Origin of the sequence: Rahnella inusitata (assembly GCF_965118895.1) — a bacterium.
GTDB lineage: Bacteria > Pseudomonadota > Gammaproteobacteria > Enterobacterales > Enterobacteriaceae > Rahnella > Rahnella inusitata_A.
The window spans coordinates 209,883-230,838 of sequence record NZ_CBCPJJ010000022.1; the positions used below are offsets into that span (position 1 = coordinate 209,883).

Annotated in this window: 17 protein-coding genes and 1 pseudogene; 9 read left to right on the plus strand and 9 right to left on the minus strand. The window is 52.7% G+C overall.

The window, feature by feature from the left end:
- Positions 1–138: 138 nt before the first annotated feature.
- Positions 139–1,068 carry a LysR substrate-binding domain-containing protein gene (locus ACMHLI_RS18890; RefSeq protein ID WP_413530801.1) on the plus strand — a complete coding sequence of 310 codons (930 nt, stop codon included), beginning with the start codon at positions 139–141 and terminating at the stop codon, positions 1,066–1,068.
- 138 nt (positions 1,069–1,206) lie between these two features.
- On the opposite strand, the gene ACMHLI_RS18895 is transcribed toward ACMHLI_RS18890, so the two are convergent.
- Positions 1,207–2,703 carry a sugar porter family MFS transporter gene (locus ACMHLI_RS18895; protein WP_413530802.1) on the minus strand — a complete coding sequence of 499 codons (1,497 nt, stop codon included), beginning with the start codon at positions 2,701–2,703 and terminating at the stop codon, positions 1,207–1,209.
- Positions 2,704–3,053: 350 nt separating this feature from the next.
- On the opposite strand from ACMHLI_RS18895, the gene fabV reads away from it, so the two are divergent.
- Together fabV and ACMHLI_RS18905 are read left to right on the plus strand one after the other, a co-directional pair.
- Positions 3,054–4,250: an enoyl-ACP reductase FabV gene (gene fabV, locus ACMHLI_RS18900; protein ID WP_413530803.1), complete on the plus strand. Its 1,197-nt coding sequence runs from the start codon at positions 3,054–3,056 to the stop codon at positions 4,248–4,250.
- Positions 4,251–4,844: 594 nt separating this feature from the next.
- A complete protein-coding gene (locus ACMHLI_RS18905) occupies positions 4,845–5,432 on the plus strand; it encodes a GNAT family N-acetyltransferase (RefSeq protein ID WP_413530804.1) in 588 nt (195 codons plus the stop codon).
- Positions 5,433–5,509: 77 nt separating this feature from the next.
- Here the strand turns inward: ACMHLI_RS18905 and ACMHLI_RS18910 are convergent, their stop codons facing one another.
- The 3 genes from ACMHLI_RS18910 to ACMHLI_RS18920 all read right to left on the minus strand — a co-directional run bounded on the left by ACMHLI_RS18910 (position 5,510) and on the right by ACMHLI_RS18920 (position 8,312).
- Positions 5,510–5,770 (minus strand): helix-turn-helix domain-containing protein, encoded by a 261-nt coding sequence (locus ACMHLI_RS18910; protein WP_413530830.1) that lies wholly within the window; start codon positions 5,768–5,770, stop codon positions 5,510–5,512.
- Positions 5,771–6,279: 509 nt separating this feature from the next.
- Positions 6,280–6,585, minus strand: coding sequence for a DUF1471 domain-containing protein (locus ACMHLI_RS18915; protein WP_413530805.1), 306 nt, complete (start codon positions 6,583–6,585; stop codon positions 6,280–6,282).
- 452 nt (positions 6,586–7,037) lie between these two features.
- Positions 7,038–8,312 carry a glycoside hydrolase family 10 protein gene (locus ACMHLI_RS18920; protein ID WP_413530806.1) on the minus strand — a complete coding sequence of 425 codons (1,275 nt, stop codon included), beginning with the start codon at positions 8,310–8,312 and terminating at the stop codon, positions 7,038–7,040.
- Between the two features lie 169 nt (positions 8,313–8,481).
- Here ACMHLI_RS18920 and ACMHLI_RS18925 point away from each other — a divergent pair, with 169 nt between their 5' ends.
- From ACMHLI_RS18925 to ACMHLI_RS18935, 3 genes are all read left to right on the plus strand, one after another.
- Positions 8,482–8,817: a hypothetical protein gene (locus tag ACMHLI_RS18925; protein WP_413530807.1), complete on the plus strand. Its 336-nt coding sequence runs from the start codon at positions 8,482–8,484 to the stop codon at positions 8,815–8,817.
- A 207-nt stretch (positions 8,818–9,024) separates the two neighbouring features.
- The gene (locus ACMHLI_RS18930) at positions 9,025–10,677 is read left to right on the plus strand and encodes a methyl-accepting chemotaxis protein (RefSeq protein WP_413530808.1); all 1,653 of its coding nucleotides are present in this window, start codon (positions 9,025–9,027) and stop codon (positions 10,675–10,677) included.
- A 19-nt stretch (positions 10,678–10,696) separates the two neighbouring features.
- Entirely contained in the window at positions 10,697–12,016 is a 1,320-nt protein-coding gene (locus tag ACMHLI_RS18935) for an ABC transporter substrate-binding protein (protein WP_413530809.1), read from the plus strand.
- Between the two features lie 68 nt (positions 12,017–12,084).
- Here the strand turns inward: ACMHLI_RS18935 and ACMHLI_RS18940 are convergent, their stop codons facing one another.
- Positions 12,085–13,458 carry an aldehyde dehydrogenase family protein gene (locus ACMHLI_RS18940; RefSeq protein ID WP_413530810.1) on the minus strand — a complete coding sequence of 458 codons (1,374 nt, stop codon included), beginning with the start codon at positions 13,456–13,458 and terminating at the stop codon, positions 12,085–12,087.
- 101 nt (positions 13,459–13,559) lie between these two features.
- Between ACMHLI_RS18940 and ptrR the strand changes: the two genes are divergently transcribed.
- Together ptrR and ACMHLI_RS18950 are read left to right on the plus strand one after the other, a co-directional pair.
- The gene (gene ptrR / locus ACMHLI_RS18945; protein WP_413530811.1) at positions 13,560–14,444 is read left to right on the plus strand and encodes a putrescine utilization regulator PtrR; all 885 of its coding nucleotides are present in this window, start codon (positions 13,560–13,562) and stop codon (positions 14,442–14,444) included.
- A gap of 515 nt (positions 14,445–14,959) precedes the next feature.
- On the plus strand, positions 14,960–15,373 hold the full coding sequence (locus ACMHLI_RS18950) for an H-NS family nucleoid-associated regulatory protein (RefSeq protein ID WP_112163934.1): 414 nt from the start codon (positions 14,960–14,962) through the stop codon (positions 15,371–15,373).
- 385 nt (positions 15,374–15,758) lie between these two features.
- On the opposite strand, the gene panE is transcribed toward ACMHLI_RS18950, so the two are convergent.
- Positions 15,759–16,682, minus strand: coding sequence for a 2-dehydropantoate 2-reductase (gene panE / locus ACMHLI_RS18955; RefSeq protein WP_413530812.1), 924 nt, complete (start codon positions 16,680–16,682; stop codon positions 15,759–15,761).
- Positions 16,683–16,839: 157 nt separating this feature from the next.
- On the opposite strand from panE, the pseudogene ACMHLI_RS18960 reads away from it, so the two are divergent.
- Positions 16,840–17,297: pseudogene (locus tag ACMHLI_RS18960) on the plus strand (Fic family protein); the annotation flags it as partial.
- 71 nt (positions 17,298–17,368) lie between these two features.
- Here the strand turns inward: ACMHLI_RS18960 and ACMHLI_RS18965 are convergent.
- Genes ACMHLI_RS18965 through ACMHLI_RS18975 form a run of 3 tightly spaced genes read right to left on the minus strand, consistent with a single transcriptional unit; the run spans position 17,369 to position 20,897 of the window.
- Entirely contained in the window at positions 17,369–18,331 is a 963-nt protein-coding gene (locus tag ACMHLI_RS18965) for an ABC transporter permease (RefSeq protein WP_413530831.1), read from the minus strand.
- 44 nt (positions 18,332–18,375) lie between these two features.
- Positions 18,376–19,389, minus strand: a complete 1,014-nt coding sequence (locus tag ACMHLI_RS18970) for an ABC transporter permease (protein WP_413530813.1) — start codon at positions 19,387–19,389, stop codon at positions 18,376–18,378.
- Entirely contained in the window at positions 19,386–20,897 is a 1,512-nt protein-coding gene (locus ACMHLI_RS18975) for a sugar ABC transporter ATP-binding protein (protein ID WP_413530814.1), read from the minus strand. The genes ACMHLI_RS18970 and ACMHLI_RS18975 overlap by 4 nt, the downstream gene beginning before the upstream one ends.
- Positions 20,898–20,956 lie beyond the last annotated feature (59 nt).

Sequence of the window (20,956 nt, forward strand, 5' to 3'; positions counted from 1 at the left end):
AAAGGTGCTCACTGTAGATGTCAGCAAGTTTATAAGGTTGCAGTAATAGTAACAATGACATGATATTGCATATCACTATTGCTATTATTGCATTCATAAATCATGCTCAGATCTTTATGAGATTTTGTGGGGTCGACAATGGACTTAAAAGGCTTACGTTACTTTTTAAAAGCAGCGGAAACCGGCAGTTTTCTTGAAACCGCGCGGATATTCAACACGCCAGCATCCTCCGTATCGCGGTATATCTCTTCACTGGAGAAGGATCTCGGCCATCAGATGTTCTACCGAAGCACCCGGGCAATAAGATTGACTGAGGAAGGTGCGCGTTTCAGGTTGCAGGCCAACGAAGCGCTTGAATTGCTGGACAGTGCCGTTGGTGAACTTGCCCTCAGAGATGAACAAATCCACGGCCAACTCAGTATAAATGCGCCGGAAGCTTTGGGCCGACTGCATGTTGCCGGTGTGCTAAATAAACTACAGGAGCGGTATCCTGATCTGTCCGTTGAGCTGACACTGACTGATACCTACATCGATCCGGTACGTGAAGGCGCAGATATCACTATTCGGGTTGGCCCGCTAATTGACTCAGGGCTTATTGGCAAAGTAATCGCATCGCAGCGCTATATTCTGGCCGCCAGTCCTGCTTATCTCGACAGATATGGTGTACCCGCCCGTCCATTGGATTTACTGAGGCATAACTGCCTGCTTTATCGCGGTGTAAGAGGAACACAAAGGTGGTTCTTCCGGCGAAATCAGGATCAGGAATTGAAACAATATGATGTGTCGGGAACGCTGCGCAGTAACAACTCAGAAAGCCTGGTCTCTGCTGCTCTTGCCGCGCGAGGAATTGTGCTTTTACCGACCTGGATGTTTCAACCTGAGAGTTTTGCTGAGAATCAGCTTGTGAGCATCTTGCCGGAATGGCAGATGTCCGCCACGGTTCAGGAATCATTTATACAAATTCTTTCTCCAGAAAACCGTTTGCGATCAAGGAAGGTCCGTGAGGTTTCCAGTTTTTTTGTGAACGAATTTGGGACACCACCGTACTGGGATCAGTGGTTCAGCTAAGCGTTTATGAGATGAATACTATTGATATCCGCGCAAAAAATAGTCTTAGGGTAGGATATTTCCCGTTTACCAGACGGACCCCGGTAAGAGAGGGCTTCACGGCGGTGGCAGAGCGCGCATCCTTGCGCTGCAAATCCCTTAACTGCCCGACTGTTGCGGGGCAGGGTCATCCTGTAAGTTCTTTTTAAAATGTTTTTCGATCTGTTCCAGCGTTTTGCCCTGGGTTTCGGGGGCAAAAATGATGGCGAATATCCCGCCGCCGACGCCGATGGCGGCGAAGGTGAAGAAGGACATCGTCAGCCCGAAGGTTTCCAGTAGTATCGGGAACATGAACGCTATCGAGAAGTTGGTCATCTGCATGGCGAAGACTGAAACGCCGTTAGCCATACCACGGATGCGCATCGGGAACATTTCCGACAGCAGCAGCCAGGTGACCGGCGACAGCGCGCCCTGCTGGAAGCACAGGAAGATCAGCATCCCGCCTAGCACCAGATAACTGCGCACCAGGTCAGGGTGGCCGTTCACCGTCTCAGGCATCAGCCAGGTGACCAGACCGATAGCCAGCAGCGTACAAGTACACCCGATTTGTCCGGTCAGCAACAGCGGACGGCGACCAAAACGGCTAAGCAACATGATCCCGACAAATGTCATGATGACCGAAATCACACCGTTGGCGATGGTGGCGAGCAGGGCGGCATTGGTGCTCAGACCGGTCGCCTGCAACATCGTTGGCGCATAGAACATGATGGTATTCACACCGGACAACTGCTGAAGCATGGCGATACCAATTCCCAGCGCGACCAGGCGTTTCATCCACACGGAAATCGTTTTCTGGCGGCGGCTGTGCTTTTCACTTTTCGAATCCATCGATTTGCGGATTTCGCCCAGCTCTTTCTCGACGCGGCCTGATTTACGCGTGCGCTCCAGCACATCGCGTGCTTCACGATAGCGGCCATGCATGGCGTACCAGCGCGGCGTATCCGGCAGGAACAGCATTCCCACCCACAGGATCACCGCCGGAACACAGGCAACGCCGAGCATCCAGCGCCAGGTGGTTTCGCCGCCCCAGACTTCGTTTATCGCCGCGTTACTGGTGTATGCGATCAACTGCCCTGAGACGATCATCAGCTCCTGTAACGTAACAAATTGCCACCGGCGGTTAGACGGCACAATTTCGGCGATATAGATCGGCACAATCGCCGCCGCGCCGCCCACCGCCAGCCCCAGGATGAAGCGGAACATGATCATCAGCTCGACGTTCGGCGCCATGGCGCAGCCCAGCGAGCCCATCATGAAAATCAGCGCCATCGCGAGGATGATTTTTTTACGTCCGAAGCGGTCAGCGAAACGCCCGGCAAAGATGGCGCCTACTGCTGAACCGAGGATCAGGAAACTGGTGACCATCCCGGTGGTTAACGATGTCAGATGCAGGTCGTGCTTCATGAACAGCAGCGCACCGGCAATCACGCCGGTATCGTAGCCAAACAGCAAGCCCCCTAATGTCGCAATAAAGGCAATTACTTTCACCAGCGGCTCGGTCGACTGCGGTGCTTTCGCCGCGTCGTTCCCGGTACCGCTGTTTAATTTCTCAGTCACAAATACTCCCTGGATTTCGTTATTGTTGTGGTTTTTCATGTGACGCAGATCACACAACAGGTAAATCTAATGCAAGATTGGGATTTTGGTAGGCGAGGGGGGAAATTAATTGCCGGAAAAGCGGTGACTGCGGGTTTTACGGACAAGTCCTACTCAAACGGGGCTGGCAGGCGCGGGAAGTTTACCGCATCACGCTCTGGCGCGGAGAACTGGGTTACACTTCAGGGGATATCTTTTTGGCTCATTTTTTATCCTTTCGGCAGAAAATCAGCGTGATTTCGCGTCAGAGATGTCTGTTTACGCAAGGATAAAGCGTCAGGTTTTGCCTGAAACGGCGCAAACCTATATTCTATCGGCCAATTTACTGAGACAGTTGCAATGAGGTCTATATGATTATCAAACCACGCATCCGTGGCTTTATCTGTGTTACTGCCCATCCTGAAGGTTGTAAGGCAAACGTTAAAGAGCAGATCGATTACGTGACCCGTCAGGGCAAAATCGACGGCGGTCCGAAGAAAGTCCTGGTGATCGGCTCCTCTACCGGCTACGGCCTTGCTGCACGTATCTCCGCTGCTTTCGGCTCCGACGCTGCCACACTGGGCATTTTCTTTGAGCGTGCGGGCGACGAATCCAAAACCGCGACGGCTGGCTGGTACAACTCTGCCGCCTTCGAAGAATTCGCTGAAGAGAAAGGCCTGTATGCAAAAAGCATCAACGGCGACGCGTTCTCTGATGAAGTGAAGCAAAAAACCATCGAGCTGATTAAACAGGATCTGGGTCAGGTTGATCTGGTGGTTTATAGCCTGGCTGCGCCGCGCCGTACCCATCCGAAAACCGGCGAAGTGTTCAACTCCACGCTCAAACCGATCGGCAAGCAGGTCACCATTCGCGGCCTGAACACCGATAAAGAAACCATCAACGAAACTACGCTGGAACCGGCTTCTCCTGAAGAAATCGCGGGTACTGTCGCGGTTATGGGTGGCGAAGACTGGCAGATGTGGATCGACGATCTGAAAGCCGCCGGTGTGCTGGCTGATGGCGCGAAAACCACTGCGTTCACCTATCTGGGCGAAGAAATCACGCAGGACATCTACTGGAACGGCTCTATCGGCGAAGCGAAAAAGGATCTGGACAAACGCGTTCTGGACATCCGCAGCTCACTGGCTGAAAAAGGCGGCGACGCGCGCGTTTCCGTGCTGAAAGCCGTCGTGACTCAGGCGAGCTCCGCTATTCCAGTAATGCCGCTGTACCTTTCCCTGCTGTTCAAAGTGATGAAAGAGAACGGCACGCACGAAGGGTGTATCGAACAGGTTTACGGTCTGTACAAAGACAGCCTGTACGGCACTTCTCCGTTGCTGGATAAAGAAGGCCGCCTGCGTGCTGACCTGAAAGAAATCACGCCAGAAGTACAGGGCGAAGTCGGCAAACTGTGGGATACCGTCACCAATGAAACGCTGGCCGAACTGACGGATTTCGTCGGTTACAAAAGCGAGTTCATGCGTCTGTTCGGTTTTGGTCTGGACGGCGTCGATTATGCCGCTGACACCAATCCTGATGTGAAAATCAAAAATCTGGTTCAGATGTAATTTGAATTTCAGGTAGCGGATTGATGAAAACCCACTCCCTCCGAAAGGTGGGGGTGGGTTTTTTTTACAGATTTCACTGTCAAATAAATCGCCGGGTTCAGCCAGCACGACCGGACATATTCACCTGAATTTTTCTGGTGAATAGCATCTTCTTTTAAAGAAACGTATAATAATTCATTCCCCACACAAGTATAATATATTTGTATTAATAACGGTTATTTATATTAATTACTGATGATATGGGTCTGAGGTTGAATTGACAATCTCGGAGAAATTCTGTTTTCAAAATCCGTAATACTCATTTAAGAATAGCTAAATAACGCAGGTCGATTATCCTAATTCATTGATAACTCATTTTTAGTGAATGAAAAATAATAAGTAAAATATAATTAAAATTCAAGGTATTAACGACGGATGAGATAATGCAAGCAGGTTATCTGACTCTCAAATAGCGCTGGTGGATCTTTCTGGAAGCGGAAAACTATTATCCCGGCGTTATAATTTGAATAATATTTATGAAAATAATACATCGAGAGTATCCATAAGCAATGCAGTAATTATTTGTCTCGAAGCAACTAAAGGTAAAAACCAATCATGCGATTTATAGAAAGAAATCCACGCGGTGCGAAAGCGCTCACTTTATTTTTACATGAAGATAGAGAGCAACCGCCTGAAGATGATCAATATGCAATGAATTTTTCGTTAATCACGCAGGACAGAAATAGTGTTGCGGACGGGCGTTGTTCCGTCGACAGTGAATCAGAAAGCGAAACTTTTTTACACATCTCTGCAATTTATGTCGAAGGTCATACCAATACACCAACCAAGCAGAATCCCAATCAGTACGCTGGATTGGGGCAAATCTTGGTTTTTGCCGCGGTTAAATTTGGATTTGAACATAATGTCAGATTGGCAAGACTTGCACCGCTTGATGGAAGTGAAGGATTCTATTTAAAAATGGGTCTTCATCCCGAGGTGAGAGGCAAACCCAACAGAATGACTGCCAGAGACTCTGTATCGCAGTCTCACAATGGGAAGTTAAACCCTGACTGGGTGCGTGGGTTTGAAAAATCATCATTTCTCAATCACGATTTTCGAGGCCCAACCTGGACTGGCAGCATTCCCGATATTTATCGGCGTTTGCGAGCAAATATTCTGAGCTCATGGTTAATTGTTGAATGAGTCGGGAAAAGCGGACTGAAGGCTGGAGACCACATTTCCATCGTTGATAAAAGGGCGCTCCTGCGCCCCTTATCAACCTAAACCCTGTTCGCCGCACGCGGATTGCGTTGCATCAGCTCATGGGTAAAGGGATGGAAATACCGGCTTGGCCAGATGACGCTCGGATGAATTCCCAGCGCCTGACCAATAATGATTTCACCCTTCGGCCAGGGTCTTGCGAGCGCATTCGACAGCGTCGAGGAGCTCAGACCGGCGGCGCGGGAAACGGCGGCCAGCGTTGTGCCTTTCTTGCGTAATGCGGCAATGATATCGGCCTGATGCCAGTCGTGATTATTCATCATGAAGTGCTCCTGTTTTTGAATGTGCAGGAACATCGGTGCAGAAGGGCAGAAAAGTCGGGCTATGTGATAGTTTCATCGTTTTACTCTCTGGTTTGTTAATGTAACCACCACAAGAGCTGCGAAACTCAATATTGGTGGTAGCTCAGACAAGGTTCGCAGTACCGGTACAAACCAGAAACCCGGCCAACCCGAAGGTTGCCCCGCCTGAGCCACCATTGAAAATGCAAACACGAGATCTGTGTTTAACAGGTACAACGAGGCTCAACACATAATTATCACATATGTGTTTCTGGTTTAGTATTCAGGCTGCGAAACCCGGCTGCGGATTTTGCCGCTGCGGGCGCACTATAGCGTAATACAGGGAGGTAAACCAACAGGCTACATGCGGAATTGAGGTTTGCTTTCCAGAGAAAGTGTATGCGTTGCATTGGGTTACATTGAAAGAAACCACTCCCGCTGAAAAGTGAGAGTGGTTTTTTGTATTTCGTTACGGCTAAGCTGAAACATCAGTCATAAGCCGCTTTCTGATTGATATGGTAGAAGGTCGCGGTGGCGGCCATGACGTGCTGATCTTCTTTGCCCGGTTTGTGCGATTCCACATTGGTAATGTGATAACCGGCAGCCCCTGCATCTAACGCTTTTTTAACAAATGCGTTGTTGAGTTCTTCCATGGAGGTTGCCCAGGAAACCGTGGTCACGCCGACGGCTTGCAGCGAGGCGATTTCACGATGCGATAATCCTGTGCGAACCAAAACAGGCGTAACCGTCTTGGGGTAGAATATGGATATGATATCGTTCACTAAGTTTTTCATGGATTTACCCCTCATCAGGTCAAGTTCTACATCGGAGTGTCAGAGAATGCTGTAAATAAACGAGACTGATGGCCAATCTGATTTATTCACCGGCACCGTTCCAATAGACACCCATTTTTGTTTCGACCTTTAGCTTTAATTGCTAATTAGTTGTTAAGAAAACTTCCGCCATAATTAACGCAGTTTTTCATGAAGATATTTGCAGTTGGTTACAAGTCAGGTGTTTTTGACATGCGTATATCTGCGCCCAAATTTTATTGGATAACGTCTCTAAAATGCCGTGTCATGAATACAAAAGCCGCCTCAGGAAACCAAGGCGGCTTTTTTGTTTTACACAGAACTCGTGGGGGCTTTCCCGTGGTCATGGTTTAGTCTGCTTATGAGAAATCCCGGTTGAATATAACCAGATTGCAGTAAGGGCAGACAAATTTGTAAATGCCTGGTTTATCCGATCAGCTTCCCCAGCGGCTTTTCAAATAATGTACTGCCTGCTGGGTCTGCGGCTGATTCAGATAGTTTTCACGAAACAGAATGGTGCCGTTAATTTGCGGGACGGATTCATTCATATCGAGCTGCTTTTTCAGCTCCGGAACGCCGCCGTTCACCATCCAGTCCGGTTCATTTTTTGACGGCTCGCCAACTTTATACAGCGCAATCCCGATATACAGACGTGTGTGAGTGGGTTTCACCACTTCCGCCCACCAATGGGCTAATACGTCATAACGGGCGGCCTGACGCGAGAAGGGCCAGTAGAGCTGCGGGGCGATGTAATCGAGCAGGCCTTGCTGCACCCAACGGCGGGTATCGGCATAAGATTCATCGTAAGCCGCCGCGCCGCGCGTATCAGAACCCGCCGGATCGTGTGAGGCATTTCGCCACACGCCCGCCGGGCTGACGCCAAATTCGACGTCTGGTTTTATCTGCTTAATGGTGCGCGAAACCTGCTCGATCAGCTGCTGAGTGTTGTGGCGTCGCCAGTCAGCTTTGGATGCAAATCCCTTCCCATATCTCTGAAACGTCAGGTTGTCATTGAGGCTGGATCCCGGAGATTCGGTATAAAAATAGTCATCGAACTGAACGCCGTCAACGGGATAATGCGCGACGACTTCGGCGACGATACTGGTGATCCAGTCCCGTGCTTCGGGAATTCCGGGGTCGAGCACAAAGCGATCGCTGGCGGTGCGGATCCAGTCACGATGCAGCACAAATACGCTGGCCGGATTCAGTGTCAGCGTGTTGTTTAGCTCGGCAACGGTAGAAGGTTTGGTATTGACGGAGACGCGATACGGGTTAAACCACGCGTGGACTTTCATACCGCGCTTATGCGCTTCATCAAGCATAAATTGCAACGGATCGTAGCCCGGATCCTCACCGATTTTGCCGGTCATCATATCGGACCACGGCAGGATTTTTGATGCCCAGAGCGCAGTGCCGTCAGGCTTCACCTGAAAGAACACGGTGTTGATGCCGAGTGTCTTTAGCTTGTCCAGCTTGTCGGTCAGTGCTTTCTTTTGCAGGCTGATGCGCAGGGCAGGGCTGCTGACATTCACCGACGAGACCGGCGGCCAGTCGAGGCGCGACACGGTGGTCAGCCAGACGCCGCGCACCGGTTCCTTACCGAGCGCAGATTTTCCCGGCGGGGGTTCTATACTGACTGGAGGTCGTGGGGTCACCAGCGATTTCGGCGGTTTGGACGAACAACTGGCCAGCATCATCGCGGCAGCCATCAGTGCGGCACCGGTCTTGACGATTCTTAGATGAGGAAATTTGAGAGAGCAGACGATGGTAGACTCCGATTCTGTAAGTGTGTCGCTCGAAAAGAGCCATTCTCGTAGTATTGGGCACAAAGTCAATGTGTTAGAGGGTTAGCCGCTCACGCTTAAACGGAGATCAAAAATGCTCAGAAAGAAAAGCAATGCCAGACTTGACGAAGACATCTGCGTGCATATCTTCACTGCGTCGGCGGGAATGGTGGGCGTGTGCATCACGGTAATCGGTATTTTTCAGGTGATCACTACCCTCAGGCGCGAAGGCACATTGGGCGATGATCTGCTCGCCATCAACGCCATTTTGTATCTGGCTACCACGATTTTATCCTACTGGGCATTGAGAACCCGCAATCAGCGCCGCAATCTGCTGCTGGAAAAAGTTATCGATATTCTGTTTCTCGTCGCGCTCACCTTTACCACAGTGGTCGCCGGAGTGATTACCTGGGCGATGACCTTTACCTGAAAGCGGCAGGATAACATCCCGCAATAAGCCAAATAATCAACGCCTGGCGCCGCCAACGCCGCGATAACGCGCGCGTCCTATATGATTGAAATGACGCCTAAACTTTCTCCAGCCTTTGCCGATAAACCGTTCAAAGGGCGATCACCACTTTGCCATCCGACGCTGACGCCTTCCTGTGAGATCATTGCTGTTGTCTGAGGAATCGATATGGGATTTACCATCAAGAGCCGGTTGATTGGCATCGTTGGGTTGTTGTGCATTTTGCTGACCGTCGCCGCGCTGTGGGCGATTTTAGGGCTTCGCGCTGCCGATCAGCGCGCGATATCGACCTATCGCACCGAATTATTGCCTTTACAGCATTCCGCGAAATTATACCGTCTGGCGCAAATGCAGTCGGCGACACTGTTTGAATCGCTGCGCTATTGGACCGATCCGGCTGAAGTCGATCAACGTGTGGCGCAAATCAATGCTTACGGCCAGCAGATTATTGCCGAACGTAAAGCCTATCAGGCGACATTTGCCGTTCCGGGCAGCGAAACGCTGCGTGCGACATTCCTTAACGATCTCAATGATTATCAGGCCGCGATAGTCGATGCAGGCAAACTGGTGGCGAGTGGTAACCCGTCCGGGGCGCTGGTGATGATCGAAACCCGGCTGAAAAATGGCAGTAAGGCGTTGCAGCAGGATATCGACGGGCTGGACAACCTGATGCGCCAGCACGCTGAACGCAACTATGCAGAAAGTTCGCAGGCTTACGTCACTATGCGTAACAGTATGGCCGCGATCCTGGCGGTCGGTTTGCTGGTCGCCGTTATTGCGGGCTGGTTGCTGGTGCGTTCGATCACCGGCGCGGTGCGTCGTGCGCGGCGTCTGGCGGAGTCGATTTCAGCGGGTGGGTTGAATCACCGGCTGGGGGCGATCCCGCAAGATGAAATGGGCGAACTGATGCAGGCGCTGGCAAATATGGATGCACGGCTGAGCGGCATTGTCCGTGAAGTCGGAGAAAGTGCGCTGGCGCTGAGCAGCGCAGCCGGGCAGATGGCCGACGGCAATAACGATTTATCTTCCCGCACCCATGCGCAGGCCAGCTCGCTGGAACAGACTGCCGCGAGCATGGAGCAGATGACCGCGACGGTGAAATTCAACGCCGATAACGCTGCGCAGGCCAGCCAGCTTGCGCAAACCGTGCGTGAACAGGCGCAGCAGAGCAGCAACATTCTGACCGACGCCGTCACCGCAATGCGCGATATCGAAGAATCCAGCAAGAAAATTGCTGACATCAACCGTGTCATTGACGAAATCGCCTTCCAGACCAACTTACTGGCGCTTAACGCCGCAGTAGAAGCCGCCCGCGCAGGTGAACAGGGGCGTGGTTTTGCCGTTGTAGCGTCAGAAGTGCGTCAGCTGGCGCAGCGTTCTGCCAGGGCGGCGCAGGAAATCAAATCCCTGATCCAAACCAGCGTCAGCAAAGTGGATGCGGGCAGTAAACTGGTGTTGCGATCCGGCGAAACCTTGCAGGAAATCAACGGCGGCATGACGAAGATGGTTGAATACGTCGCGGAAATCGCCGTCGCCAGCCGTCAGCAATCGAGCGGGATCGATCAGGTCAACGTCGCCATTGTTCAGATGGACAGTGCGACCCAGCAAAATGCCGCCCTGGTTGAAGAAGCCAGCGCTGCCAGCCAGACGGTAAATGAACACGCAGCACGACTGGTTGAGAAAATGTCGTTCTTCCATTTGCGACCCAATCCACCGTCTCATCCGGGTTCTCCTGCCGAAGTTAATCGCGGGCAGGGCGTTCTTGAACCGCTGACCGCGCTGAACGCCCCTGTACGTCAACCACGTCTGGCGAATGCCTGATCTGAGAAGGAGCACCACCATGTCAGGTCTTTTTCACAGACGGATCCTCAGTGTGCTGCTGCCGCTGGCGTTTTGGGCCAGTGCGCAGGCGCAAACCGTGGTTAAAATCGCCACCATCGCCAACGGTGATATGACGATCATGCAGCAGATGTCCGGCGAGTTCGAAAAAACGCACCCGGACATCAAACTCGAATGGCATGTCATGGATGACGGCGAACTGCGCAGGCAGGTGCTGAGCGACATGAACAGCGGGCAGGCGAACTTTGATGTGATCACCGTCGGCACTTATGAAGCGCCGCTGTGGGGCAAAAAGGGCTGGCTGCAACCGCTGAACAATTTGCCTGCCGATTACCACGTTGATGACTTGCTCAGGCCGATCCGCAGTGCGCTGTCGTGGAACGGCACGCTGTACGCTTTGCCGTTTTACGGTGAAAGCAGCATGACCTATTACCGCAAAGATCTGTTTGCCGCCAAACATTTGGCGATGCCCACCAATCCGACGTGGGATGATGTCAAATCTTACGCTGCGGCGCTTACGGACAAATCGCAGGGTGTTTACGGTTTATGCCTGCGCGGGCTGGCCGGCTGGGGGGATAACGTTGCCTTTATCACCACGATGGCGAACGCCTACGGCGCGGAATGGTTCGATCAGGACTGGCATCCGCGTCTGGACAGCGACGAGTGGCGAGCGGTGCTGACCGATTACGTGCAGATGATGCATAATTACGGCCCGCCGGATGCCAAATCAAACAGCTTCGGACAAAATCTCAAGCTGTTCTCGCAGGGCAAATGCGCGATGTGGATCGACAGCACCGTCGCCGCCGGTATGGTCATCAATCCGCAGATTTCCCGCGTGGCCGATAAAGTCGGGTTCGCACCTGCCCCGACTGCGATTTCCACCAACGGATCGCACTGGCTGTGGGCATGGGCGCTGGCAGTTCCGCAGCACGCCAGCCATAAAGATCAGGCGCAGCAATTTATCACCTGGGCGACGTCGCAGGCGTATATTCAGGACGTGGCGAAAACGGTTGGCTGGGGCGCAATCCCGCCGGGCAGCCGCTATTCTTCTTATGCGCAGGTGAAATACCAGAAACTGGCGCCTTACGCTGAGGGTGTGAAACAGGCGGTTGAAACCGCGACGCCGGAGACGCCGACACTCTACCCGGTGCCCTATCAGGGCGTGCAGTACGTGAGTATTCCGGGCTTTGATCAGATGGGGGACGCGGTGGGGAAAAACATCTCGGATTTGCTGGAAGGCAAAAAAACCATTGATGAAACGCTGAACGCCAATCAGCAGGTCGTGACAACCCTTTACGCCGCCACGGCGCAGGGTAATTAGTGATGGGATTACAAAATCACAGGATGTAATAATCCTGTGATTTGCATTCTAGATTAAGTAGTTGGCGTCTACTTGCGACCAGTCCACACCGTTTGCACGTTACAGAATTCGCGCAGTCCGAAGTGTGACAGCTCACGGCCATAGCCACTTTTCTTCACGCCACCAAACGCGACACGCGGATCTGATGCACTGTAACCGTTGATAAAGACGCCGCCGGTGTCCAGTTCGTCCGTCATCTCTTTCGCCAGTTCCATATCGGCCGTGTAAATTGTCGCGCTCAGCCCGAAATCGCTGTCATTTGCCAGCTCAACCGCATGTGACGCATCACGCGCCACGGTAATCGCAGCAACCGGGCCAAACAATTCCTGACGGAATGCGGTCATTTCTGGTGTCACGTTACCCAACACGGTCGGCGCGTAGAAATTGCCTTTACCTGCGATTTTCTCACCGCCGAGCAGCAGCGTGGCACCCTGCGCCAGACTGTCCTGGACCTGTTGATCAAGCTCATCACGCAAATCGAAACGCGCCATCGGGCCAATGTAGGTGGTGTCATTCAGCGGATTGCCCATCACCAATTCCTGGGTGGCGGCAACAAATCTCGCCGTGAAGTCTTCCAGCACGCCTTCTTCAACGATCATGCGTTTGGCGGCGGCGCACACCTGCCCGGTATTCTGATAACGGCCTGCAACGGCGGCGGTCACCGCGTCATCCAGATTAGCGTCATTGAGCACGATGAACGGATCTGAACCGCCCAGTTCCAGTACGCATTTTTTCACCGATTTTCCTGCCAGTTCGGCGATCGCGGCACCTGCCCGCACGCTGCCGGTCACGGTCACTGCGGTGACGCGGCTGTCGGCGATCAGTTCTGCCACTGCGGGTGTATCGACATTAATCACGCCAAATACACCCGCCGGGAATCCGGCTCTCAGCGCAGCCCGTTTGACCAGATACGTGGTGCCCATCACGTTGGGTGCAGGTTTGAGCAGGAAAGTATTCCCTGCCAGCATGGCAGGAACCGCGCCACGCAGGATCTGCCAGACCGGAAAATTCCACGGCATGACAGCCAGAATCATCCCGGATGGGCGATAGTGAATATGTGCTTCACCGTTATCGACCTGTGTGGGTTCCGGTGCCAGCATTGCCGGGCCATTTTTGGCGTACCACTCGCAAAGACCTGCGGATTTCTCGACTTCGGCCCGTGCCTGCCTGACCGGTTTACCCATTTCGAGAGCAATCGTACGGGCAATTTCCTCACTGGCATCACGCAGTTCGGCAGCCAGCTGAATCAGGCGGTTTGCACGTTGGTTAATATCCACCTTGCGCCAGTGTTTAAATGCGGTGCTGCCCTGCGCCACGGTGGCTTCGAGCGCCAGTGCGGAATCGTAAGGGTAAACGGCGATGCGTTCGCCGTTAAACGGGTTCAGTGAGATGGCCTGAGTCATTTTGTTTTCCTCTTTGAGAACGTTGGAAACAGGATAGCGACTTGCACGACTCAATAAAAATGAATAAAAATAAGCTTTCCTTTCACATTTTGAGAATGGCCATGAATTTGTCACAACTGGAGATGTTCCGTGCCGTCGCGCAGACAGGCAGTATCAGCGCCGCTGCGCAACTCGTTCATCGCGTGCCGTCGAATCTCACAACGCGCATCAAACAGCTGGAGGCCGAACTGGGCGTCGAATTGTTCATCCGCGAGAATCAGCGCCTGCGTTTGTCACCGGCCGGGCGCAATTTCCTCAGTTACAACAACCGCATTCTCGATCTGGTGGAAGAAGCGCGGGCATCGGTTTCCGGCGATGAGCCGCAAGGCGTTTTCACGCTGGGCGCGCTGGAAAGTACGGCTGCGGTGCGCATTCCGCCGCTGCTGACGCGATATCATCAAAAGTTCAGCAAAGTGGAGCTGGCGTTAAGCACCGGCCCTTCCGGTGAATTGCTGGAGAAAGTCCTGGAGGGTGAGCTGGAAGCGACCTTCGTCGATGGCCCGGTAGTGCATCCGGTGCTTGACGGTGTGCCGGTATATCAGGAGGAAATGGTAATTGTCGCGCCGCTACATCATGTGCCGGTCACGCGGGGACAGGAGGTGAACGGGGAAATTGTCTACGCGTTTCGTTCCAACTGCTCCTATCGCCGACATTTTGAAAGCTGGTTCAGGGAGGATGACGCGGCACCTGGAAAAATCTATGAAATGGAGTCCTATCATGGAATGCTGGCTTGCGTGATTGCCGGTGGCGGGCTGGCGCTGATGCCGCGCAGTATGCTGGAAAGTATGCCGGGCAGCAGTACGGTCAGCATCTGGCCGCTGGCGGATCATTACCGGTATCTGATGACCTGGCTGATATGGCGGCGGGGAACATTAACGCGAAATCTGTCTGAGTTTGTCGCGATGGCGTCGGAAGCGAAAATCAGCTCTCCGCCACCTGCAAAATGATTTGCCAGTCAAGCGCCAGCTTAAAAGCAAGGCAGGCGGTAAAGACGAAAAAAATGGTTTTGTACATGGGGTAATAATGGCTCTTTGGTGATGATCGTCACATTCTACGGTGGGGGATGTTAAATCTTCCAGCAGATTTTTCGGATTCCTGCACCTTTTGAATACATAAAAGGTATTGCGACCCTTTCTTTACAAAAACGCGGAGTATATAAGCAACATAATATCGTGATATCGTGTTAATCCTTCACGCAGCGATACTATTAAAAGTATGAGTAAAAATTTCACTTATCGTCACAAACGAGAGTACCGATAGCCTGGCTGTTATCCTTCCGGCTTAATCATCGATAAGAAATTTCTACGGGAAAAAGTATTACCGGTTAATACAAAGAAAGAAACAGAAAAATAATTGCGTAACAAGCTGTAATATTACGCTGCTGCAATTGATATAGTTATTTCTTTGTGTAGAATCAGACGCACTTTCAAAAAAATTAATCTCTCATACTGGCAGGAACATCATGGACAACGCATTAAACGTTTTGAATAATATCCGTACACTTCGCGCGCAGGCTCGTGAAATGCCACTGGAAACTCTTGAAGAAATCCTCGAGAAGTTAACAGCGATTGTTGAAGAATCTCGCGAAAATGTGAAAGCAGTCAGCGCACAACAGCAAGAACGCAACGAGAAACTCTCCAAATATCGCAAAATGCTGGAAGAAGATGGCATTGATATCGACGATCTGGTGACCCATCAGGGCGCGAAAGAAACCACCAAAACCAAGTCCAAACGCCAGCCACGTCCTGCTATCTATGAATACAAAGACACTAACGGCGAGCACAAAACCTGGACAGGTCAGGGCCGTACCCCATCAGCCATCAAAGCAGCGATGGATGCGGGTGCAACTCTGGAAAGTTTCCTGATCGCACGTTAATAATACGACCGTATTACTGATGTTCCTGAGATTTCCTGTTTTGTTAACACAAAGCAGGAAATCGCGAAAGACAATATTATTCTCTCCCTCTTCGCATTATTTTCAGTATGTTTAGTAACCCAAATAATAAATTTTCCTTACGATCCGCGATCCTTGAAGATCTCTTTAACGCCCCCAACTCCATTTTTGGCAGGAAAACCACCCTCAGTGCTTTGGCTCACTCTTACCCGAGCGGATATTCTTACATGCATATTAAGCCGAAGTGGCTGATCTTTTGCATACCCCACATGGCGTGGTTTATTCACCCAATAATTAATTCACGTTATTAAGTTATTAAGAAATGCATCCGGGGAATAGCCCGCTTCGTTAACGGGCATCATAAAAGTTAAGCGGGTTTGCGTGCCTGCTGATAAACACAAAGATGGGTATATGCCGCCTGCAGCAGCGGGACATTTATTCCCACACGAATTGCACGCTCAACCAGATCGCCGACGATCTGATCGGCTTCCACCGCATTGCCCTGCGTCATATCGCGATACATTGAGGATGTCTGCGTCGAGGACTTGTCGGTCACCGCTTCCCTGGTTTTTGCCACAGCAGCCGCGCGCTCCGCGTAGCCAAAGGCTTTCATGGTGGTGAGCGCCTCATTCACAATGCCCAGAGCAAACTCTTTGCCGCCTGGCGCAGAGGCCACCTGACCGATATTGCCGCGCAGGGTGCAGGTAATTGCGCCGACGCTTGAAAGCAGCAGCCACTTCTCCCACAGATCGCTGATGATCGTTTCGGAAAGGAATGCCTCGAAGCCGGCATTTTGAAACACCTGATCGACACGCTGAATACGTTCGCTCTTGTCGCCGTTGAGTTCACCGTAAAAAATCTGGTGCATGGGCGTCATCTGATGAATATGGCCGTTTGCATCAAGCGTCGCGTTAATCTTACATAAGCCACCGATCAGCGCATGTTCGCCGAAACGCAGGCTCAACGTCTCCATATGTTTCATGCCATTAAGAACGGGCAGGATCATCGTTTGTTCACCGACCACCGGTGCAATGTCTTTCATCGCAGCTTCCAGCCCGAAGCTTTTCACCGTCAGCAGGATCAGGTCATAAGAGCCGGTAAGTTGTGAAGCCTGTAATACCGTCGGCTGAAAATGGAAATCCCCGTGCGGACTGTGCACCGTCAGCCCGTTTTCCCGCACCGCCAGTGCGCGCTTTTCACGCAGCAAAAACGTCACGTCCTGGCCTGCCTGCGCCAGTCGCGCACCAAAATACCCGCCAGTTGCCCCGGCGCCCACCACTAATATCCGCATGCGTTATCCTTTTGTATCAAAACTTTCAGAAACCCCGTGTCTGATTAAACTACGGGAGGAGGGCGGCAGGGATCAAGTGACTGTGATGAAAGATGGATTTTTGATGATTTTGACGCGTGATACTATGCCCCATCATGATTTCATCAAGGAGCACTGAATGGCAGGTTATCAGCCACCGTACAGTATCACGCCGCACATTCTCAACCGGGTGGTGGACGTCGGCGAATTGCTGGGGCGTTGGGCTGCACATACGGAACAGTCATCTGTATTGCTGCGAAAGGAAAACCGCATCCGTACGATTCAGGCTTCACTGGCCATCGAACACAACAGCCTGTCAACGCAGCAGGTGACGGCCATTATGAGTTTGAATTTATTCATCCGTTTGCTGACGGCAACGGCAGGATGGGACGTTTGTGGCAGACCCTGATCCTCAGCCAGTGGCGTTCAGAGCTCGCCTGGCTTCCGGTGGAAACGCTGATCCACAATCAGCAGCAGGATTACTACCGTGTGCTTGGAGAATGCGATCGCGCCAGTGACTGCACGGCGTTTATCAGTTTTATGCTTGATAAATTGGCTGAGGCGTTGCGTGAAGGTATCGAAACCCAATCTTCGTACTGAATGTAAAAATTCAAAAGTGGCTGTCTTGTAGGGGAAACCCGCCCAAAGGCCGGGCTCCCCTGATCCGCTTATTTCCCCCGCGCCAGCACCCGGCGGTACAGCACCGGCAATGAAATCACCACGATCAGCATCACACCGACAATCACCGACATCACAATACCCGGCACGTTGAGCAGGCTGAGGCCGAAGGTCAGCAGCCCCATCAGGAACGCGGCGATAATCACCCCGGTCATGCTACCGGAGCCGCCGAGTACGCTGACACCCCCGAGCACGGCCATGGTGATCACGCTCAGCTCCCAGCCGAGCGCCAGCGTTGGACGTGTGCTGCCAAGACGTGAGGTTAGCAGCACTGCCGCCAGCCCGGACATCAGGCCGACCAGCACGAACAGCGTCAGGTTGTGGCGTTTGACGTTAATCCCCGAATACCACGCCGCGACCGGATTATTACCGATGGCGTAGGTCCGGCGGCCGAAATTAGTTTTGTGCAGCAGGAAGTAAAATACTGCGCCCAGCACCACAAACAGCGCGAATTCAAACGACAGCGGGCCCCAGACGTAACCCTGACCGAACCAGGCGAAACTGGCCGGATAATGGTTCAGCGACTGATCGCCGAGCAGTACATATGTCAGCCCGCGAAACAGGCTCATAGTACCGATAGTGATGACGATGGACGACAGATTCAGACGCGTCACCAGCAGCCCGTTCACCAGCCCGCAAAGTAAACCGACGCTGAGCCCGACACCCACTAACGCAGGCGTCGGTAAACCGGCCTGTGCGCAAAAGCCCATGACAGTTGAGCTCAGCGCCATGGTAGACGCGACCGACAAGTCGATTTCACGGGCGATAATCAGCATCGCCATCGGCAGCACGATAATGGCTTTTTCGGTGAAGTTGAACGTTGCGTCCGACAGATTCCATATATTGAGGAAATACGGTGAGGCGAGCGCGTTCACCACGAACACCAGCAGCGTCACGACCAGCAAAAATCCTTCCCAGCACAAAAAGCGGCGGAAGAACGGCGTCACCGCCATCGTCCCGCTTTCCCGCGAAGCGTGGCGAGACGTTAAGGTTTTAGTCATGATCTTGCTCCGCTTTCAGGTTGCGCAGAATGGACGGGTGCAGAATGGCGTAAAATCAGCCGTCCCTTACGTTTGTTAGCGCGTTCGTTGAGGATCACCGCAATGACAATCACGCCGCCGGAAATTGCCATCTGCCAGAAAGGCGAGACTTCGATCACCGGTAATGCATTGTTGATGACGCCTAGGAACAGCGCGCCGAGCAGGCAGCCCACCACCGAACCGATGCCGCCCATGGTACTGATCCCGCCGATAACGCACGCGGCGACAATCTGTAATTCAAAGCCGTTGGCGACGTCCACGTAGGCGACCGCAAAGCGCGAAATCCACAGATAACCGCAGAAACCGGCCAGCGCGCCGGAGAGGCAGAAGCTGATGAACTGCATTTTTCCGGCGTTGATGCCGGTGTAATATGCCGCCGTCGCGTTGCCGCCCGCAGTGTACAGCGCCCGTCCGGTGCGGCTGTAACGCAGGAAATACGCCACCAGTATCAGCGCGGCAATTCCGCACCAGCCTAACAGTGGCAGGCCGATAAAGGTCGCACGCGGCAAACTGAGAAAGTCAGGACTCATCTGATGGGCGTTGATCCAGCCGCCGTTAGAGAGCAGGAAAATGATGCCGCGATAAATACTCATGGTGCCGAGCGTGACCACAATCGGCGGGATGCCGATTTTCCACACCAGCAGCCCGTTTATCGCCCCCATTACCAGCCCGAGCACCGTCGCCAGTACCACCAGCGCCCAAACCGGCACATCAGGATGATGGAAATTGATCAGTGCAACGATCATGCCGGTCAGCGCCAGATTCGCTGCCATCGAAAGATCGATACCTTTGGTCAGCAGCACCATCATCTGGCCGAGCGCCAGAATGATCAGAATCGAGGTGTCATTGAACATTTCCAGCAAATTGCCGACGCCGATAAACTCCGGTGAACGTGCGCCGACGCCAAATACCATCAGCACAATCACCACCGCCAGCAACAGCTCGCGGTACTTGAGCAGATTTTTGATCATGCTGCCTCCTCGCCCGCACCGCTGGCGGCACTGACAATCATTTCGGCGCTGGCTTCGCCGGCCTTGAATTCTGCCACCATCAGCCCTTCGTGCATCACAATGATCCTGTCCGCCATGCCCATGACTTCAGGCAGTTCGGAAGACACCATAATCACAGCCAGCCCGCGTCCGACCAGCTCGGACATAAACTGATGCACCGCAGCTTTCGAGCCGATATCAATGCCTTTGGTCGGTTCATCCAGAATGATGATGTCCGGCCTGGTCGCCAGCCATTTAGCGATCACCACCTTTTGCTGGTTACCGCCTGAAAGCGTGCCAACCGCCTGTTTCCAGCTCGATGCCTTTACCTGCAAACGTTTGGCGTAGTCATCGGCCAGTGCCCACTCTTTTTTATCGTTGAGCACACCGCGCGGATTCAGCTGGCTGAGCTGCGGCAGGCTGATGTTCTGGCTGATCGGCAAATCAATGATCGCGCCCTGTTTTTGCCGCTCTTCCGGAACATAGACAATGCCCGCGCGGATCGCCTGCGAAGGGCGCGTGAAATGGTGTTCTTTGCCATGGATAAGAATTTTGCCACCGCCCGGCTGCGTGACGCCAAACAACGCCTGCATCAGTTCGGTCCGGCCTGCGCCGACCAGCCCATAGAAGCCAAGAATTTCACCTTTGCGCAGTGAGAAATTGATCCCGGCGAATTCGGTCGGATGGCTGAGGTTCTGCACTTCCAGCACCGTTTCGCCTGGTTCGCAGTTCACTTTCGGATACGCCTGACTCACTTCGCGCCCGACCATCATCGTCACCATGGTTTGCTCGGTGATGTCGCTGATTTTGCCGGAACCGACGTAGCTGCCGTCACGCAGCACGGTGTAGTAATCGGAAATTGCGAAGATTTCGTCGAACTTATGCGAAATAAACAGGATGGCTTTTCCCTCGTGTTTCAGGCGCTCGACTATCTGGTAAAATTCGGTAATTTCATGCTGCGACAGTGCGGCCGTAGGTTCGTCCAGAATGACCACCTGCGCGTCGAATGACAGCGCACGGGCAATCGCCACCATGTGGCGCTGTGCAATGCTCAGGTCTTTCAGGGTGGCGTGTGGATCGATATTCACTTCCAGCCGCGTCAGGATGTCGCGCGCCTGTTGATGCATCGCCGGCCAGTTCAGGCGTTTGAATATCCCGGAATAAATATAGTGGCCGACGAAGATATTTTCGGTGACAGAAAGCTCGTCAAACAGCACGGTTTCCTGATGAATCGCGGTGATCCCGACTTTGTGCGCAGATTCGGGGTTGGGCAATTTAATGGGAATGGCTTTATAGCGCAGTTCGCCTTCTTCCGGCTGATAAATGCCGGTCATGACTTTGACCAGCGTCGATTTTCCTGCGCCGTTTTCGCCAATCAGGGCGGTGACTTTTCCCGGATACAAATCCACATGCACATTATTCAGTGCCCTGACGCCCGGAAAGACTTTGCTGATCCCCTTTAAGGACAGCAACGGTGTGATATCGGTCATAGATTTCCCCTGACGAAGCACAACGAAACGGCCAACCGGAGACCGGTCAGCCGCATTCA

Bases quoted from the DNA above. Each gene is read 5' to 3' on its own strand.
- ACMHLI_RS18890 (WP_413530801.1), top strand. From the start codon at position 139: ATGGACTTAAAAGGCTTACGTTACTTTTTAAAAGCAGCGGAAACCGGC.
- ACMHLI_RS18895 (WP_413530802.1), bottom strand. From the start codon at position 2,703: ATGAAAAACCACAACAATAACGAAATCCAGGGAGTATTTGTGACTGAG.
- fabV (WP_413530803.1), top strand. From the start codon at position 3,054: ATGATTATCAAACCACGCATCCGTGGCTTTATCTGTGTTACTGCCCAT.
- ACMHLI_RS18905 (WP_413530804.1), top strand. From the start codon at position 4,845: ATGCGATTTATAGAAAGAAATCCACGCGGTGCGAAAGCGCTCACTTTA.
- ACMHLI_RS18910 (WP_413530830.1), bottom strand. From the start codon at position 5,770: ATGAATAATCACGACTGGCATCAGGCCGATATCATTGCCGCATTACGC.
- ACMHLI_RS18915 (WP_413530805.1), bottom strand. From the start codon at position 6,585: ATGAAAAACTTAGTGAACGATATCATATCCATATTCTACCCCAAGACG.
- ACMHLI_RS18920 (WP_413530806.1), bottom strand. From the start codon at position 8,312: ATGGCTGCCGCGATGATGCTGGCCAGTTGTTCGTCCAAACCGCCGAAA.
- ACMHLI_RS18925 (WP_413530807.1), top strand. From the start codon at position 8,482: ATGCTCAGAAAGAAAAGCAATGCCAGACTTGACGAAGACATCTGCGTG.
- ACMHLI_RS18930 (WP_413530808.1), top strand. From the start codon at position 9,025: ATGGGATTTACCATCAAGAGCCGGTTGATTGGCATCGTTGGGTTGTTG.
- ACMHLI_RS18935 (WP_413530809.1), top strand. From the start codon at position 10,697: ATGTCAGGTCTTTTTCACAGACGGATCCTCAGTGTGCTGCTGCCGCTG.
- ACMHLI_RS18940 (WP_413530810.1), bottom strand. From the start codon at position 13,458: ATGACTCAGGCCATCTCACTGAACCCGTTTAACGGCGAACGCATCGCC.
- ptrR (WP_413530811.1), top strand. From the start codon at position 13,560: ATGAATTTGTCACAACTGGAGATGTTCCGTGCCGTCGCGCAGACAGGC.
- ACMHLI_RS18950 (WP_112163934.1), top strand. From the start codon at position 14,960: ATGGACAACGCATTAAACGTTTTGAATAATATCCGTACACTTCGCGCG.
- panE (WP_413530812.1), bottom strand. From the start codon at position 16,682: ATGCGGATATTAGTGGTGGGCGCCGGGGCAACTGGCGGGTATTTTGGT.
- ACMHLI_RS18965 (WP_413530831.1), bottom strand. From the start codon at position 18,331: ATGGCGGTGACGCCGTTCTTCCGCCGCTTTTTGTGCTGGGAAGGATTT.
- ACMHLI_RS18970 (WP_413530813.1), bottom strand. From the start codon at position 19,389: ATGATCAAAAATCTGCTCAAGTACCGCGAGCTGTTGCTGGCGGTGGTG.
- ACMHLI_RS18975 (WP_413530814.1), bottom strand. From the start codon at position 20,897: ATGACCGATATCACACCGTTGCTGTCCTTAAAGGGGATCAGCAAAGTC.